14 protein-coding genes are annotated in these 13,512 nt (G+C 57.8%); 2 read left to right on the forward strand and 12 right to left on the reverse strand.

From position 1 onward, the window contains the following. Nucleotides 1-116: 116 nt before the first annotated feature. Nucleotides 117-665, forward strand: a complete 549-nt coding sequence (smrB, locus tag AC6I8I_RS13310) for an endonuclease SmrB (RefSeq protein ID WP_031375918.1) — start codon at nucleotides 117-119, stop codon at nucleotides 663-665. A 31-nt stretch (nucleotides 666-696) separates the two neighbouring features. Here smrB and sixA read toward each other — a convergent pair whose 3' ends face one another. The 4 genes from sixA to AC6I8I_RS13330 all read right to left on the reverse strand — a co-directional run bounded on the left by sixA (nucleotide 697) and on the right by AC6I8I_RS13330 (nucleotide 5,269). Further along, entirely contained in the window at nucleotides 697-1,179 is a 483-nt protein-coding gene (gene sixA / locus AC6I8I_RS13315) for a phosphohistidine phosphatase SixA (RefSeq protein ID WP_031375917.1), read from the reverse strand. Between the two features lie 224 nt (nucleotides 1,180-1,403). Then, nucleotides 1,404-3,500: a fatty acid oxidation complex subunit alpha FadJ gene (gene fadJ / locus AC6I8I_RS13320; protein ID WP_497827941.1), complete on the reverse strand. Its 2,097-nt coding sequence runs from the start codon at nucleotides 3,498-3,500 to the stop codon at nucleotides 1,404-1,406. Beyond that, entirely contained in the window at nucleotides 3,500-4,810 is a 1,311-nt protein-coding gene (gene fadI, locus AC6I8I_RS13325) for an acetyl-CoA C-acyltransferase FadI (protein WP_312055874.1), read from the reverse strand. Before fadI ends, fadJ begins: the two co-directional genes overlap by 1 nt. Before the next feature lie 162 nt (nucleotides 4,811-4,972). Next, entirely contained in the window at nucleotides 4,973-5,269 is a 297-nt protein-coding gene (locus AC6I8I_RS13330; RefSeq protein ID WP_082097556.1) for a YfcZ/YiiS family protein, read from the reverse strand. A gap of 357 nt (nucleotides 5,270-5,626) precedes the next feature. Here AC6I8I_RS13330 and fadL point away from each other — a divergent pair, with 357 nt between their 5' ends. Further along, nucleotides 5,627-6,910, forward strand: a complete 1,284-nt coding sequence (gene fadL / locus AC6I8I_RS13335; protein ID WP_312055873.1) for a long-chain fatty acid transporter FadL — start codon at nucleotides 5,627-5,629, stop codon at nucleotides 6,908-6,910. A gap of 65 nt (nucleotides 6,911-6,975) precedes the next feature. Here fadL and mlaA read toward each other — a convergent pair whose 3' ends face one another. The 8 genes from mlaA to AC6I8I_RS13375 form a co-directional block, all read right to left on the reverse strand. Then, a complete protein-coding gene (mlaA, locus tag AC6I8I_RS13340; protein WP_312055872.1) occupies nucleotides 6,976-7,740 on the reverse strand; it encodes a phospholipid-binding lipoprotein MlaA in 765 nt (254 codons plus the stop codon). 144 nt (nucleotides 7,741-7,884) lie between these two features. Continuing rightward, the gene (gene ccmI, locus AC6I8I_RS13345) at nucleotides 7,885-9,096 is read right to left on the reverse strand and encodes a c-type cytochrome biogenesis protein CcmI (RefSeq protein ID WP_312055871.1); all 1,212 of its coding nucleotides are present in this window, start codon (nucleotides 9,094-9,096) and stop codon (nucleotides 7,885-7,887) included. Continuing rightward, the gene (locus AC6I8I_RS13350) at nucleotides 9,096-9,551 is read right to left on the reverse strand and encodes a cytochrome c-type biogenesis protein (protein WP_312759603.1); all 456 of its coding nucleotides are present in this window, start codon (nucleotides 9,549-9,551) and stop codon (nucleotides 9,096-9,098) included. Before AC6I8I_RS13350 ends, ccmI begins: the two co-directional genes overlap by 1 nt. Beyond that, entirely contained in the window at nucleotides 9,548-10,105 is a 558-nt protein-coding gene (locus tag AC6I8I_RS13355; RefSeq protein ID WP_312759601.1) for a DsbE family thiol:disulfide interchange protein, read from the reverse strand. Before AC6I8I_RS13355 ends, AC6I8I_RS13350 begins: the two co-directional genes overlap by 4 nt. Next, nucleotides 10,102-12,060, reverse strand: coding sequence for a heme lyase CcmF/NrfE family subunit (locus tag AC6I8I_RS13360; protein ID WP_312055869.1), 1,959 nt, complete (start codon nucleotides 12,058-12,060; stop codon nucleotides 10,102-10,104). Before AC6I8I_RS13360 ends, AC6I8I_RS13355 begins: the two co-directional genes overlap by 4 nt. Next, complete coding sequence (ccmE, locus tag AC6I8I_RS13365; RefSeq protein WP_031375907.1) at nucleotides 12,057-12,542, reverse strand: cytochrome c maturation protein CcmE; 486 nt, start codon at nucleotides 12,540-12,542, stop codon at nucleotides 12,057-12,059. The genes AC6I8I_RS13360 and ccmE overlap by 4 nt, the downstream gene beginning before the upstream one ends. Then, a complete protein-coding gene (gene ccmD, locus AC6I8I_RS13370) occupies nucleotides 12,539-12,772 on the reverse strand; it encodes a heme exporter protein CcmD (protein WP_159858329.1) in 234 nt (77 codons plus the stop codon). The genes ccmE and ccmD overlap by 4 nt, the downstream gene beginning before the upstream one ends. Then, complete coding sequence (locus tag AC6I8I_RS13375; protein ID WP_312055868.1) at nucleotides 12,769-13,509, reverse strand: heme ABC transporter permease; 741 nt, start codon at nucleotides 13,507-13,509, stop codon at nucleotides 12,769-12,771. The genes ccmD and AC6I8I_RS13375 overlap by 4 nt, the downstream gene beginning before the upstream one ends. Between the last annotated feature and the right edge of the window lie 3 nt (nucleotides 13,510-13,512).

Consider the following 13,512-nt stretch of genomic DNA (forward strand, 5'->3'; position numbering starts at 1 on the left):
ATGAAGCCGGGGAGAATTCAGCGCAGCAAGGTGAAAAAGCTGACATTTAATGACACTTAACGGTAAGGTATCGCCATCTGCTGTCTGACAGCCTTTTCTGATATAACCGGCCCGCCATGAGTAAAAAAACGCCATTGAGCCAGGATGATAAAGCGCTGTTTCGGCAGTTAATGACCGGAACGCGCCAGCTAAAACAGGATACCTTTGTGCACAAGCCGCGAGTGAAAACCCGCGAAGTGCCGGTAAAACGTCTGCTTTCAGAGCAGGCGGACAACAGTCATTACTTCTCGGATGAGTTTCAGCCGCTGCTCTCAACCGAGGGGGCGACGCGCTATGTGCGCGCTGACGTCAGCCACTTTGAACTGAAAAAACTGCGGCGCGGCGACTATACGCCGGAGATATTTCTCGATCTGCACGGCTTAACCCAGCAGCAGGCCAAGCAGGAACTGGGGGCGCTAATCGCCGCCTGCCGCCGTGAGCATCTGTTTTGCGCCAGCGTGATGACCGGCCATGGCAAACATGTCCTGAAGCAGCAAACGCCGCTGTGGCTGGCCCAGCATCCGTGGGTAATGGCTTTTCATCAGGCACCGAAGATGTTTGGCGGCGATGCCGCCCTGCTGGTGCTGATTGAGATTGAGGAGTGGCAACCGCCTGAATTGCCCTGAGAGGAAGGGCCGATATTTCGGCCCACAGACGTTAAATCGCTTTTGCCAGTTTGCGCGGACTGACCTGCCACAGCAGCTTGCCTTCACTCTGTGCCGGATCAAACTCGACGCAGGCGATAGCGGAAGTGGCGAACATGGGCGGCGCTTCCTGCGGGCACAGTTCTGAGACTAAATATCCCACCAACGGTAAGTGTGAAATCACCAGCGCGGATTTCACCCCTTCGTTTGCCAGGGTTTGCAGATAGCACCCCACCAGCCCCGGGTCGCCGCCCGGCGTTAATTCAGGTAACACTTCCTGGCCTTCAGGCAGAGGAAATGCCTCACGTACCGTGGCGAGCGTTTGCTGCGCACGCAGGTAGGGACTGACCAGCACACATTCTATGTCCGGCGTCTGACTGTTAAGCCAGTTCGCCATCTGGCGTGATTCATCACAGCCGCATAGCGTTAAAGGCCTGACCGAATCACTTGCTGCTTCCAGAGCTGCATCGCCGTGACGCATGATAAAAACTTGCATAAAGCACCGCTGTTGTTTGTCGACATCGCCCGACGCATTGCGCCTGACTCTTCACTCTGCGAATGAACGCTGTGTTGTACCCTAATGGCTTCAGTATAGTCAACCGGTTGTTTATTAAATAAGCACTTCTCAGATTCCTGCTGCGGCGCACACTCTGGCGACGCTTTTCTAACCCGCTGAATCGGAGTGGGTATTCCATTTCAGCCAGAAATGTAAAATTTCGTCTATTCTGCGGCGGCCTTAATCAGCGCCTCACACGGCGCGAAACGTTCGCCATGTTGCTGCATTAGCCGGGTTAATCTATTCACCTGCTCCGTTGCGCCCAGTCGTTGCATATAATGGAACGGACCACCGAGAAACGGCGGAAAACCGATGCCGAACACCGCGCCGATATCGCCATCACGCGCGCAGCGAATCACCTGCTCATCCAGGCAGCGCGCCGCTTCGTTCAGCATCATCATCACGCAGCGTTCGGCTATCTGCGCTTCGCTCTGTCGCGCCTGCGGGGTGATTTTCAGTAAGGCGTAAAGCGACGTATCCGGCTTTTTACGCTGCCAGTGCGGCAGGTCGTAGCGATAGAAGCCTTTGCGGTTTTTACGCCCTTTGCGGCCATCATTCAGTACCGCCTCAAACGCAGCAGGCGCGGCAAAACGCTCGCCGTAGGCCTGCTGCAGAATCGGAGAAATTTTACTGCCGACATCAATGCCGACCTCATCCAGCAGCTGGAGCGGACCGACCGGGAAACCAAATTTCACCAGCGCACCATCGATATGCTCAATCGGTTCACCTTCCAGCAGGCAGCGCATCGCCTCATTTATATAGGGCGCCAGAATCCGGTTAACGTAAAAACCGGGCTTATCCGCCACCACAATCGGCGTTTTGCCCTGGCGGCGTGCCAGTGCCACGATCGTTACCAGTGTTTCGCTGGCAGTATTCAGATGGGGAATGACCTCCACCAGTGGCATTTTCTCTACCGGGCTGAAATAGTGCAGTCCGATGACGTTTTCTGGCCGCTGCGCCCCGGCAGCGATATCCTCAATCGGCAAGGAAGAGGTGTTAGAGGCAAATATCGTCTGCGGCTGACAGTGTGATTCAATCTCACGCACCATCTGCTGCTTAAGCGCCAGATCTTCAAATACCGCTTCAATCACCACATCACGCCGGGCAAAGCCCTGATAATCGATGCCGCCGGTGATGCGGGCCATCTGCTGCTGACGCTGAGCCGGAGTAATCTGACGGCGTTTAACTTTTTTGCTCAGCAGCTCCCAGCTGGTTTGCAGCGCATGGTTTATCCCTTCCAGCGAGATATCCTTTATGCGTACCGTCAATCCGGCGTTGATGGCGCTGACGCTGGCAATACCACCGCCCATCAGACCACCGCCCAGAATACCGATGCTGTGGACCGGCCGCGGCGTGGCGTCGCCACCCGGCTCTTTTTTCATCGCGGTGGTCGCGAAGAACAGGCCGCGTAACGCCACCGATTCTGGCGTCATCGCCAGTTCACCAAAGGCGCGGGCTTCAGCCTCATGTCCGGCACGGCTGCCCTGCTCCAGCCCAATGCGCACCACCTCAATGATGCGTTTCGCCGCCGGGTAGTTGCCCTGCGTTTTGGCGGCGGTCTGGCGGCTGGCCAGCGCAAACAGCGCCTGACGCGCAACCGGGCCCTGCAGCAGGCGATCGCGCAGCGGCAGCGTACGGACGCTGGCCTTGCCTTTTTTCACCCGTGCGATAGCGGTCTCCAGCAAAATCGCCTGCGGCACCGCATCATCAACCATGCCGAGTTTACGGGCCTGTTTCGCCCGCAGGCTTTTGCCGGTCAGGATCAGCGGCAGCGCCTGCTGCACGCCGATCAAACGGGGTAACCGCTGCGTGCCGCCTGAACCGGGCAATAAGCCGAGCTGGACTTCCGGCAAGCCGAGGCGGGTTTTATCATCCAGCGAGCAGATGCGCGCATCGCAGGCCAGCGCCAGCTCAAGCCCGCCGCCGAGGCAGGCACCGTGAATCGCGGCCACCACCGGGAACGGCAAGGCGGCAAGCATCGCCATCACCTCCTGCCCCTGTTTCGCCAGCGCTTCCGCGTCTGCGGCACTCTGGCAGCGATCGATCATGCTGATGTCGGCGCCAGCGATAAAGTTGTCAGCTTTGCCCGAAATCAGCACCAGCCCGGCCAGCTGAGGATCGCGCCGCGCCTCGGCAATAATGGCAGCGATCTGGCCAGCAAATTCCGCTTTAAGGGTGTTCATCTTCTCGCCCGGCACGTCGATGGTGATGACGCCAACGTGATCCAGCCGCAGCTGTAAATGAAATGCGTTCTGCTCCATTATTCGGCCTCCAGAACCATTGCCGCGCCCAGACCACCGGCCGCACAGGCGGTAACCAGTCCTAATCCTCCCCCGCGCCGCCGAAGTTCGTTCAGCGTCTGGGTGATCATTCGCGCACCGGTAGCGGCAAAAGGATGGCCATAGGCGATCGATCCCCCCAGCACGTTAAAGCGCTCTTCATTCACCTCACCCAGCGCATGGGGGCGATTCAGCACCTCGCGGGCAAAGCGCTCATCCCGGAACAGTTGCAGGTTGCTCAGGGTCTGAGCGGCGAAGGCTTCATGCATATCAATCAGTGTCAGATCGGCCAGGGTGATACCGGCGCGGTCCAGCGCCACCGGCGAGGCGTAGGCCGGGCCCAGCAACATATCCTGCTGTACGCCAATCGCGGTAAAGGCATAGCTGCGCAGATAGCCAAGCGGCTGCAGTCCCAGCTCACGGGCGCGCCCTTCGCGCATCAGGATAACCGCTGCCGCACCGTCGGTCAGTGGGGTACTGTTGGCGGCGGTCACGCTGCCGTGCTGGCGGTCAAACGCCGGACGCAGCCGGGCATAATCTTCAGCTTTGGCATCCATCCGCACGTTATTGTCCTGATCGATGGGCTTTTTCCACGGCGGCACCAGCGCCGCCATCACTTCCTGATGCAGCACGCCCGATTGCCATGCTTTGGCGGCATGCTGGTGAGAACGCAGCGCCAGCGCATCCTGTGCCTGACGACTGATTCCGTGGCTTTTGGCCATCTGCTCGGCGGTGTCGCCCATGCGCAGTCCGGTTGAATACTCGGCCACCGCCGGCGGCACCGGCAGCAGATCGCGCGGGCGCAGACGGCGCAGAATCTGCCATTTTTGCGACAGGCTGCGCGCTTTATTGAGATCAACCAGCGCCCGCGCCAGGCTTTTGCTGACGCCAATCGGTAGCACCGATGACGAATCAGCACCCCCGGCGATGCCGGCAGAGATGGTCCCGGCCAGTAAACTTTCACAGACGTTAGCCACCGCCTGAAAACTGGTGGCACAGGCGCGGCTGACGCTGTAGGCGTCGGTATGGACGCTGAGTCCGCTGCTGAGTACGATTTCACGCGCGATGTTCGGCGCTTCGGGCATCTGAACTACCTGACCAAACACCAACTGTTCAATCACGTCGACCGGCAGTTCGCTGCGCGCCATTAATTCGCTGACCACCATCCGTCCCAGTTCCACCGCCGGAATGCCATGGAAGCCGGTCGCCTGGCGCAAAAAAGGGGTACGTAACCCGTGGGTAATCGCGATGCGTTCGCCATCGCGCGTCAGCAGCGGCTGCGCTTTGCTCATTGTTCTCACCTGTGAATCGGGACTGTGGCATCATTGCCCAAAGAGGTCTGACCTGATCCCAGTGTTAACCACAAGCGGGTGAGTCGCCAATATCGAAAGGGAAAAATTGCGAAGGGAAACACGAAAATGAAAAACGCCGCTCTGAAAGCGGCGTCTGGCGGCTTAGCGTAAACCGAGCTGGAAAATCAGGGTTTCTGCCTGGCAGCAGAAGGTGAAATCAATATCGAGCTGCACCCCCTGGTCCACATCGCTGAAACGGGCCTCAATCAGGCAAGGGTCAGACTCAACCTCACGCGCACGTTCGGTGAGGCTGGCCAGTTTTGCTTCAGCATCAGCGCGCTGTGCAAACCACTCCGACCAGCTGGCAGTGCAATCGGTATTATCCATTACCGTGCCGACATCGACGCAACAGCAGGCTGCGGTTTCGGTCGCACTGCATTTTTTAATGGCATCAGTCATCATTTTCTCCTGACGATAGTCTGGTGGGATACACAATTTTATGGACCAGATTTTACCTCTTCGGCTAAAGATGCGCCATTAACCTGTAGCTAAGTGACGAATATCACAATAAAATTTGATCCAGAACAAACTGGACTGGTTATGCTGTGGCGCGTCGGGTCAGTTTTGTTACGCAGATCGAATTTTAAGCGATCAATCCTGAAATATTTTAAAAACAATATTGCAACATGCACACAGGTCGGACCTATACTCTCCGCACTGGTCTGATATGTGCGATTTACATCAGTCCCTACAATCCGCCGTCCCTTGTTACGCGACGTAATAACGTTAAATAATAATTCACATGAGGTTGTGGTCATGAACCATAAAAACCTGTTTGCAAAGTCAGCCGTGGCGGCTGCAGTGGCGCTTGTCTCTTCACATGTTTACGCAGCTGGGTTTCAGTTAAATGAGTTTTCTTCGATTGGTTTAGGTCGCGCATATTCAGGCGAAGGCGCAATGGGCGATACCGCCGCTTCCGCCAGCCGTAACCCGGCAACCATGGCATTAATGGATCGTCCGGCGTTTTCCATCGGGGCGGTGTATATCGACCCGGATGTGAATATCAGCGGACGCAGCCAGAGTGGCCGCAGTCTGGATGCCAATAATATTGCCCCAAACCAGTGGGTGCCGAATATTCATTACGTTCAGCCCATTAATGATCAATGGTGGATTGGCGCATCGGCTACCTCCAATTACGGCTTAGCAACAGAGTTTAATAATGGTTACACCGCTGGCGGCTACGGCGGTAAAACCGACCTGATGACCGGCAATTTTAATCTCAGCACCGCTTACCGATTAAATGAACATTTCAGCGTCGGGGTGGGATTTGATGCGGTCTACGCTAAAGCGAAAATCGAACGTTATGCCGGTGAATCAGGCGCAGCGTTACGCATCCCGGCGGATACCCAGGTCGCCCATCTGAAAGGCGATGAGTGGGGCTACGGCTGGAACGCCGGTATCCTGTATGAAGTCGATGAAAATAACCGTTTCGGCTTTACCTACCGCTCAGAAGTCAAAGTTGATTTTGATGGCGATTACAAAAGTAATCTCCCTTCTGCGCTGAACGCAGTCAATAATCCGCAGCAGTCCGGCATCCCTTACGGCACCAACGGCTCGACCATTCCAGGTGCGCTGACCCTGAATCTGCCGGAAATGTGGGAAGTGTCGGGCTGGCATAAAGTGGCACCGCAGTGGGCGGTTCACTACAGCATGGCCTACACCAGCTGGAGCCAGTTCCAGGAGCTGAAAGCCACCGGTTCTAACGGCCAGACCCTGTTCTATAAAGATGAAAGTTACCGTGATGCCTGGCGTATTGCGCTCGGAACCACCTACTTCTACGACCAAAACTGGACCTTCCGCACCGGTATCGCCTTTGATGACAGCCCGGTTCCGGCCGATAAACGTTCGATCTCCATCCCGGATCAGGATCGCCTGTGGTTGAGCGCCGGGACCTCCTACGCGTTCGACGACAATGCTTCGGTCGATGTCGGCATCTCTTATATGCACGGCCAGAACGTGACGGTCAAAGAAGGCCCATATACCTTTAATTCCGAAGGTAAGGCCTGGCTGTATGGCGCGAACTTTAACTATAAGTTCTGATGCGCAAACGCCAATAAAAAGGGCGACTCTCCGGAGTCGCCCTTTTTGCTGATAAAAATCGCACCTTACTGCGCGTCAATATCCTGCAGATCGTCCTGAATCGCGGCTGCGTTCGGGTTCTCTTCCGGCTTGAGCTTGCCACCGCGCGCCAGAAAATCGTGACGCTGGAAGTAGGCGTTGCGGATAAAGGCGTACGGATCGCTCTGCTGTTTGAGGATCGCATCCGAGTCGAGCAGCTGTGCCCGCGTCTCAATGCCTTCCAGCGTCCATTTACCAATCGACATCGGCCAGGTCAGCCAGCCGAGAATCGGATAGAGGGTATCGACGTAATCGCCGCCATCCTGACGAACGGTAAAGCTGCCGTAAGCCGGCAGTTCAACGTAAGGGCCATAGCCGACGCCATAGTGGCCCAGCGTGGTGCCGAAACGGTGTGGCTCTTCACGCGCCAGCTCCGGATTGGCTTTACCGGCCACGTCAATGAAGCCGCCCAGCCCCAGCACGCTGTTCAGGAAGAAACGGGTGAAGTGAATACCCGCATCACGGGCGTTACCGACCAGAATGGCGTTGACCATGCTGGCGGGTTCTTCGAGGTTACCGAGAAAATTACTCAGGCCGGTGCGGGCTGGCACCGGCACATAGTCGCGCCAGGCAACGGCTACCGGGCGAAGCAGATAGGGATCGAGCACGTTGTAGTTAAAGTTGAACATCGTGCGGTTAAAGCCTTCGAACGGATCGCTGCGTTGCGCAGGTTCGTCATTCGCCGGCTTCGAACTGGCACAACCCACCAGAAGAACGCTGGCAACGGCCAGGCTGGTCAGGCGATAATTCATTCCAATCTCCCTGTGCGGATGAAAAAAAGTCTGCTCACCCTTCAGGCGGCAGTCGATTAACGAACCTGCTTACCCTGAGCATAGCTAACTTTACGTCAGCCTGGGTAGCGACAGGATCTGCCTGAGCGTCGTCGGATCCCGCGCTCAGGGCTGCTGTTGATTTATTTCTACTGCCATCTGCTGATGGCCGTCCCAGGGCATCACCGCACTCAGACCAAACCAGTCACCCGAACGCGCGTTGGCACTGCCGTCGCGGGAAATTCGCGCCCGCACCTGAAGCTGATGCTGCGCCGACAACAGGCGATCCGGCATCATCGCATTGCTGTCATCCAGCGTCAGCGATAGCGGAAAGTGGCTGAGCGGCAGGCGTTTTACCGCCACCGGCACCGGTGAAACACCGTCGGTGACAGAAATATACAACACTCCGCCTTGCGGTAATATTTTTTCTGCCTGCGGCGTCAGGCTGATACTGAGTGCCAACTGGCTGCTCTGCTGCCCGGCCGCGGTTTTGGCCTGCTCAATGCTGCGGGCGATCATCACACGCCGCTCATCGTTAGCTGGCAACAGCGTCAGCAGCGTTTGCCAGGCGTCAATCGCCTGATCATATTGCTGCTGCTCGAAAGCATTAAACGCCAGCAGGCCCAGAGTACGCAGGTTGTGCCGATCGGCCTTAAGCAATTCGTGCAGCAGCAGCGCCGCCTGGCGATTATCCTGCGGATCGCTGGAGCGGGTCAGCACTTCGGCGTAGTCCTGCTTCAGGCCGGGATCGTTGGGCGCGAGCTGCAAGGCGCGTTCAAAGGCCTGGCTGGCGATACTGGCGTTATTCAGCACCATGCCGAGCCGTCCCAGCATGGTCCAGTCGTTGAGGTTGTCCGGTTCCGACTGCAATGCGCTGCGCAGCCCAAGCTGCAACCGCGCCAGCTCCTCCATCGTCAGCGGCTTTGCCGCCGGGTCCATCAGCCGTGCCCGTAAGGCAGGATAGTCCTGCTGCACCTGCATCCAGCCAGTCAGCTGCGCCAGGCCGCCGACTTTCAGATAAGTCCCCAGCGACACCAGCAGCAGCACAATCAGGCCGGGCAGTAATATCCAGCGGCTGCTGCTGTGCGCCTGTACGGTCTGGGTGGGTGGAACATCGGCCAGCAGCGTCTGTTGCAGTTCCCGCTCCATGACCGGCCGCTCCGCTACCACGCCCTGATCTTCATCTTCCGCCAGTTCGCTCAGACGCTGATGGTAGAAGCGCTGATTGAGGCGATCGCGATCGCCAGCGCTGGCGTGCCGCTGCCGCCAGCCCGCGGCAAGAAACAATGCACAGGCTGCCAGCAACAACAGTAAAAGGGTGATCCAAAATGCACTCATTACGGCTTCCTGTCTGACTTCAGTAGCGCATCAAGACGCTGTTGTTCATCTTCATCCAGCTCGCTGCGGGTTTTACGCTGGCGACTGCGCAGCACGATGACGCATCCGCCCAGCAGCACGAACAGCGCCGGTCCGACCCACAAAATCAGGGTAGACGGCGTAACCGGCGGCTGATAAGTGACGAAGTTGCCGTAACGCGCCACCATGTAATCGATAATTTGCTGACGGTCCTGGCCCTGCTTCATTAGCTGATAGACCTTGAGTCGCATATCCGCTGCAATCATCGCGTTCGAGTCGGCGATGCTGTTGTTCTGGCATTTCGGGCAGCGCAGCGAGGCGGTCAGATCGCGGTATTGTTCTTCCTGCGCCACCGAATCGAACTGCAGGGTATCGATAGTCGCCCACAGGCTAAAGCTGAACAGCAATCCACAGACCAGCAGTAACAGACGCCTCATGCTCCCGCCTCCTTACTGTATTTGATCCACAACGGTTTCACTTCCTGTTGCCAGACGCGCTCATTCAGATCGCCTGCATGGCGATAGCGGATGATGCCTTTACCGTCGATCAGGAAGGTTTCCGGTGCACCGTAGACGCCAAGATCCAGCCCGAGCATCCCGTTGCCGTCATACAGGCTGAGCGCATACGGGTTGCCCAGCGTGTTCAGCCAGCTGACCGCTTTGTTGCGGTCGTCTTTGTAGTTCAGCCCGACCACCCGAATGCCCTGCTCCGCCAGGCTATTCAGGTAGTGATGTTCAGCCCGACAGGTCGGGCACCAGGTGGCCCAGACGTTAAGCAGTATCGGTTTGCCGTCGGTCAGCACCTGCTGATCGTAAATTTTACCCGGCTGATCGAGCGCTTCCAGCCTGAACAGCGGCACCGGCTTGCCTATCAGCGCCGATTCCAGTCGGGTCGGATCGTCGCCGTCGGCATTGCGCGCCAGCTGCCACAGCAGCGCTGCCGCCAGCAGCAGAAACAGCACCAGCGGGATAAACAGGATTTTCTTATTCATGCCAGCTCCTGAGGGACCGCTTTTTTGCGGGCGCGATAGCGAGGATCGCCCAGGCAGAACAGGCCACCCAGCGCCATTAACAGGCCGCCGAACCAGATCCAGCGCACAAAGGGTTTGTAATAGATCCGCACAGCCCAGCCACCATCATCCAGCTCTTCGCCTAACGCCGCGTAGAGATCGCGGCTGAAACCGCCGTCAATCGCCGCTTCGGTCATCATGGTGCGTGCGGCAGTATAGAAACGCTTTTCAGCCTGCAGCGTCGCTTCCGGTTTGCCGTTGCGCGTTACCTCGATTATGCCTGAACCGCCGCTGTAGTTAGGGCCCTGCAGGTTCTGTACGCCACGAAAAACAAAGTGATAATGATGAATGTCTACACTGTCGCCGGCCTTCATCCGCACATCGCGCTCTACGCTGTACTGGGTGCTGAAGGCGATGCCAATCACCGTCACGCCGACGCCGAGATGGCCCAGCACCATGCCCCAGTGGCTGCGCGAGAGATGACGCAGCCCGGCAAAGAAGGTGTGACGATGGGTGGCGCGCTCATGCAGTTCCAGCAGCGTCAGCACAATGATCCACAGCGACATCATCAGCCCGACCACGGTCATGGCGGCAATACGATCCTGTAACCACCACGGGATCACTATCGAACCGGCCAGCGTCACGATCAGCGCCAGCGCCAGTCGTTTTGCCAGCTTCTGTGGCTCGTCACGACGCCAGCGCACCAGCGGTCCAATCCCCAGCAGCAGGGCAAACGGCGCCATCAGCCAGCTGAACATGGTATTAAAGAACGGCTCACCCACCGAGATGCTGCCCAGTCCGAGCTGCTTATGCACCAGCGGCAATAGCGTGCCGAGCAGCACCACCAGCATCGCGGCAATCAGCAAAACGTTATTACCGAGCAGGAAAGATTCCCGTGACCAGGTTTCATTCTGCACCCGGCTACGCACTTTCCCACCTTTGATGGCATACAGCAGCAGCGAACTGCCAATCACGATCACCAGGAAAGCGAGAATAAACATGCCGCGCGCCGGATCGGAGGCAAATGAGTGCACCGAAACCAGCACCCCGGAACGTACCAAAAAAGTCCCGAGCAGGCTGAGCGAGAAGGCCGTAATCGCCAGCAGCACCGTCCAGGCTTTAAAGGTGCCACGCTTTTCAGTGACCGCCAGCGAGTGCATTAACGCGGTGCCCGCCAGCCATGGCATGAACGAGGCATTTTCTACCGGATCCCAGAACCACCAGCCACCCCAGCCCAGTTCGTAATAGGCCCAGGCCGAACCGAGCACGATGCCGATGGTAAGAAACACCCAGGCCGCGGTGGTCCATGGACGTGACCAGCGAGCCCAGGCGGTGTCGAGCCGTCCGGCCATCAATGAGGCAATAGCAAAGGCAAACGCCACCGAGAATCCGACATAGCCCATATAGAGCAGCGGCGGATGGAAGATCAGACCGATATCCTGCAGCATTGGGTTCAGATCGTGTCCATCAATCGGGAAATCGGGCAAGGTGCGGCTGAAGGGATTTGAGGTCAGCAGGATAAACAGCAGGAAACCGAGGTTAATCATTCCCATCACCGCCAGCACGCGTGCCAGCGCATCCTGCGGCATGCCGCGACTGAAGATCGCGACCGCCACGGTCCAGGTACTCAGCAGCAGCACCCACAACAGCAGTGAACCTTCATGGGCGCCCCAGGTGGCGGCGATGCGGTAGTAGACCGGCAACAGGCTGTTAGAGTTGGTGGCAACATAGCTGACGGTAAAATCATTGGCGATGAAGGCCCAGACCAGCAGCAAAAATGCGGCTGCAATCAGCACGAACAGGCCGGCAGCCAGCGGACGCGCCATTGCCATCAGGCGGGCATCCTGGCGCACCGCGCCCCACAGTGGATAGGTGCTGAGCAGCAGCGCAATGCCCAGCGCCAGGCAGAGCAGAAAGGTTCCGATTTCCGGCATCATGATGACTGTTTTCCCGGCTGATACAGCGACTGCGGGCCGTTGTGATTTTTCTTCATCGCGTCTTCAATCTCCGGCGGCGTATATTTTTCATCGTGCTTCGCCAGCACTTCTTTGGCGATAATCCGGTTACCGGTCTCCAGCACCCCTTGCGCGACTACGCCCTGCCCTTCTCTGAACAGGTCCGGCAAAATTCCTTCGAAACTGACGCTCACCACGCCGCTGGCATCATAAAGTTTGAACGACACGGCAAGCGTGTTGGGATCGCGTTTGACGCTGCCCGGCATCACCATGCCGCCGACGCGCAGCCGCTGTCCCGGTTCCGGTACTTCATGCGCCTCGCCTTTGCCATACAGAATTTCACTCGGGGTATAAAACAGATCGATGTTCGAGCGCAGCGCGTACATCACCAGCGCCGTGGCCAGGCTAAGGCCGATCAGAATCGCCAGCACGGCATACAGACGATTACGTCGACGGATATTCACAGGCTTTCTCCTGCCGCTTCAGCGGTGGCTTTTTTACTTTTCGCTGCCCGGATGCGACGTTCGCGCGCCTCACGCTGGCGGATCTCCGCCAGTAAACGACGGCGTGTCAGCAGGGTATGCAACACCAGACCGATCAGCGGGATTAAGGTACAGGCGACGGCCAGCCAGACATAGAAGGCGTAACCGCCCATGGCGAAGAAGGCGTGCCATGACGAAAATGCCGGCGTCATGCTTTCTCTCCTTTGCTGGCCACGCCGATCGCCCACGGACGATGGCGTTCGGTTAATAAAATCAGATTACGTAACCGCATCAGGGTCAGCGTCAGAAACAGCAGCAGGTAACCGAGAATCGACCAGCGCAGCGGGGTGCGCATCACCGGCGCAATGGCCTGCTGCAGTATGCCGGACGAGCCCTGATGCAGGGTATTCCACCACTGTACCGAGAAGTGAATGATCGGCAGATTGACCACGCCAACCAGAATCAGGATACCGGCGGCACGCCCGGCTGTACGGCGGTCATCAAAGGCGTGATAGAGCGCAATCACCCCCATATAGATGAACAGCAGCACCAGCTCCGAGGTGAGGCGCGCATCCCAGATCCACCAGGTGCCCCACATCGGTTTGCCCCACGCCGAGCCGGTAACCAGCGCAATAAAGGTGAACACCGCGCCAACCGGTGCCATTGCGGCAGAGGCCAGATCGGCCATCTTCAGCTGCCACACCAGCCCGCAAAAAGCGGCAATCGCCATTGAGGCGTAGATGCCCATCGACCACATCGCGGCCGGAACGTGGATATAGATAATGCGGAAACTGTCGCCCTGCTGATAATCAGCCGGTGCGTAACCAAATCCCCAGATCCACCCCAACAGCAACGACGCCAGACCCGCCACGGCGAACCAGGGTATCAGCCGACCAGACCACTGATAGAGCCGCTCGGGTTTCCCCAGTTGATGTAACGCTTTCCACATATC

Source organism: Pantoea sp. X-Soil-YNGN-775 (genome assembly GCF_059730575.1).

Bases quoted from the DNA above. Each gene is read 5' to 3' on its own strand.
- smrB (WP_031375918.1), top strand. From the start codon at position 117: ATGAGTAAAAAAACGCCATTGAGCCAGGATGATAAAGCGCTGTTTCGG.
- sixA (WP_031375917.1), bottom strand. From the start codon at position 1,179: ATGCAAGTTTTTATCATGCGTCACGGCGATGCAGCTCTGGAAGCAGCA.
- fadJ (WP_497827941.1), bottom strand. From the start codon at position 3,500: ATGGAGCAGAACGCATTTCATTTACAGCTGCGGCTGGATCACGTTGGC.
- fadI (WP_312055874.1), bottom strand. From the start codon at position 4,810: ATGAGCAAAGCGCAGCCGCTGCTGACGCGCGATGGCGAACGCATCGCG.
- AC6I8I_RS13330 (WP_082097556.1), bottom strand. From the start codon at position 5,269: ATGACTGATGCCATTAAAAAATGCAGTGCGACCGAAACCGCAGCCTGC.
- fadL (WP_312055873.1), top strand. From the start codon at position 5,627: ATGAACCATAAAAACCTGTTTGCAAAGTCAGCCGTGGCGGCTGCAGTG.
- mlaA (WP_312055872.1), bottom strand. From the start codon at position 7,740: ATGAATTATCGCCTGACCAGCCTGGCCGTTGCCAGCGTTCTTCTGGTG.
- ccmI (WP_312055871.1), bottom strand. From the start codon at position 9,096: ATGAGTGCATTTTGGATCACCCTTTTACTGTTGTTGCTGGCAGCCTGT.
- AC6I8I_RS13350 (WP_312759603.1), bottom strand. From the start codon at position 9,551: ATGAGGCGTCTGTTACTGCTGGTCTGTGGATTGCTGTTCAGCTTTAGC.
- AC6I8I_RS13355 (WP_312759601.1), bottom strand. From the start codon at position 10,105: ATGAATAAGAAAATCCTGTTTATCCCGCTGGTGCTGTTTCTGCTGCTG.
- AC6I8I_RS13360 (WP_312055869.1), bottom strand. From the start codon at position 12,060: ATGATGCCGGAAATCGGAACCTTTCTGCTCTGCCTGGCGCTGGGCATT.
- ccmD (WP_159858329.1), bottom strand. From the start codon at position 12,772: ATGACGCCGGCATTTTCGTCATGGCACGCCTTCTTCGCCATGGGCGGT.
- AC6I8I_RS13375 (WP_312055868.1), bottom strand. From the start codon at position 13,509: ATGTGGAAAGCGTTACATCAACTGGGGAAACCCGAGCGGCTCTATCAG.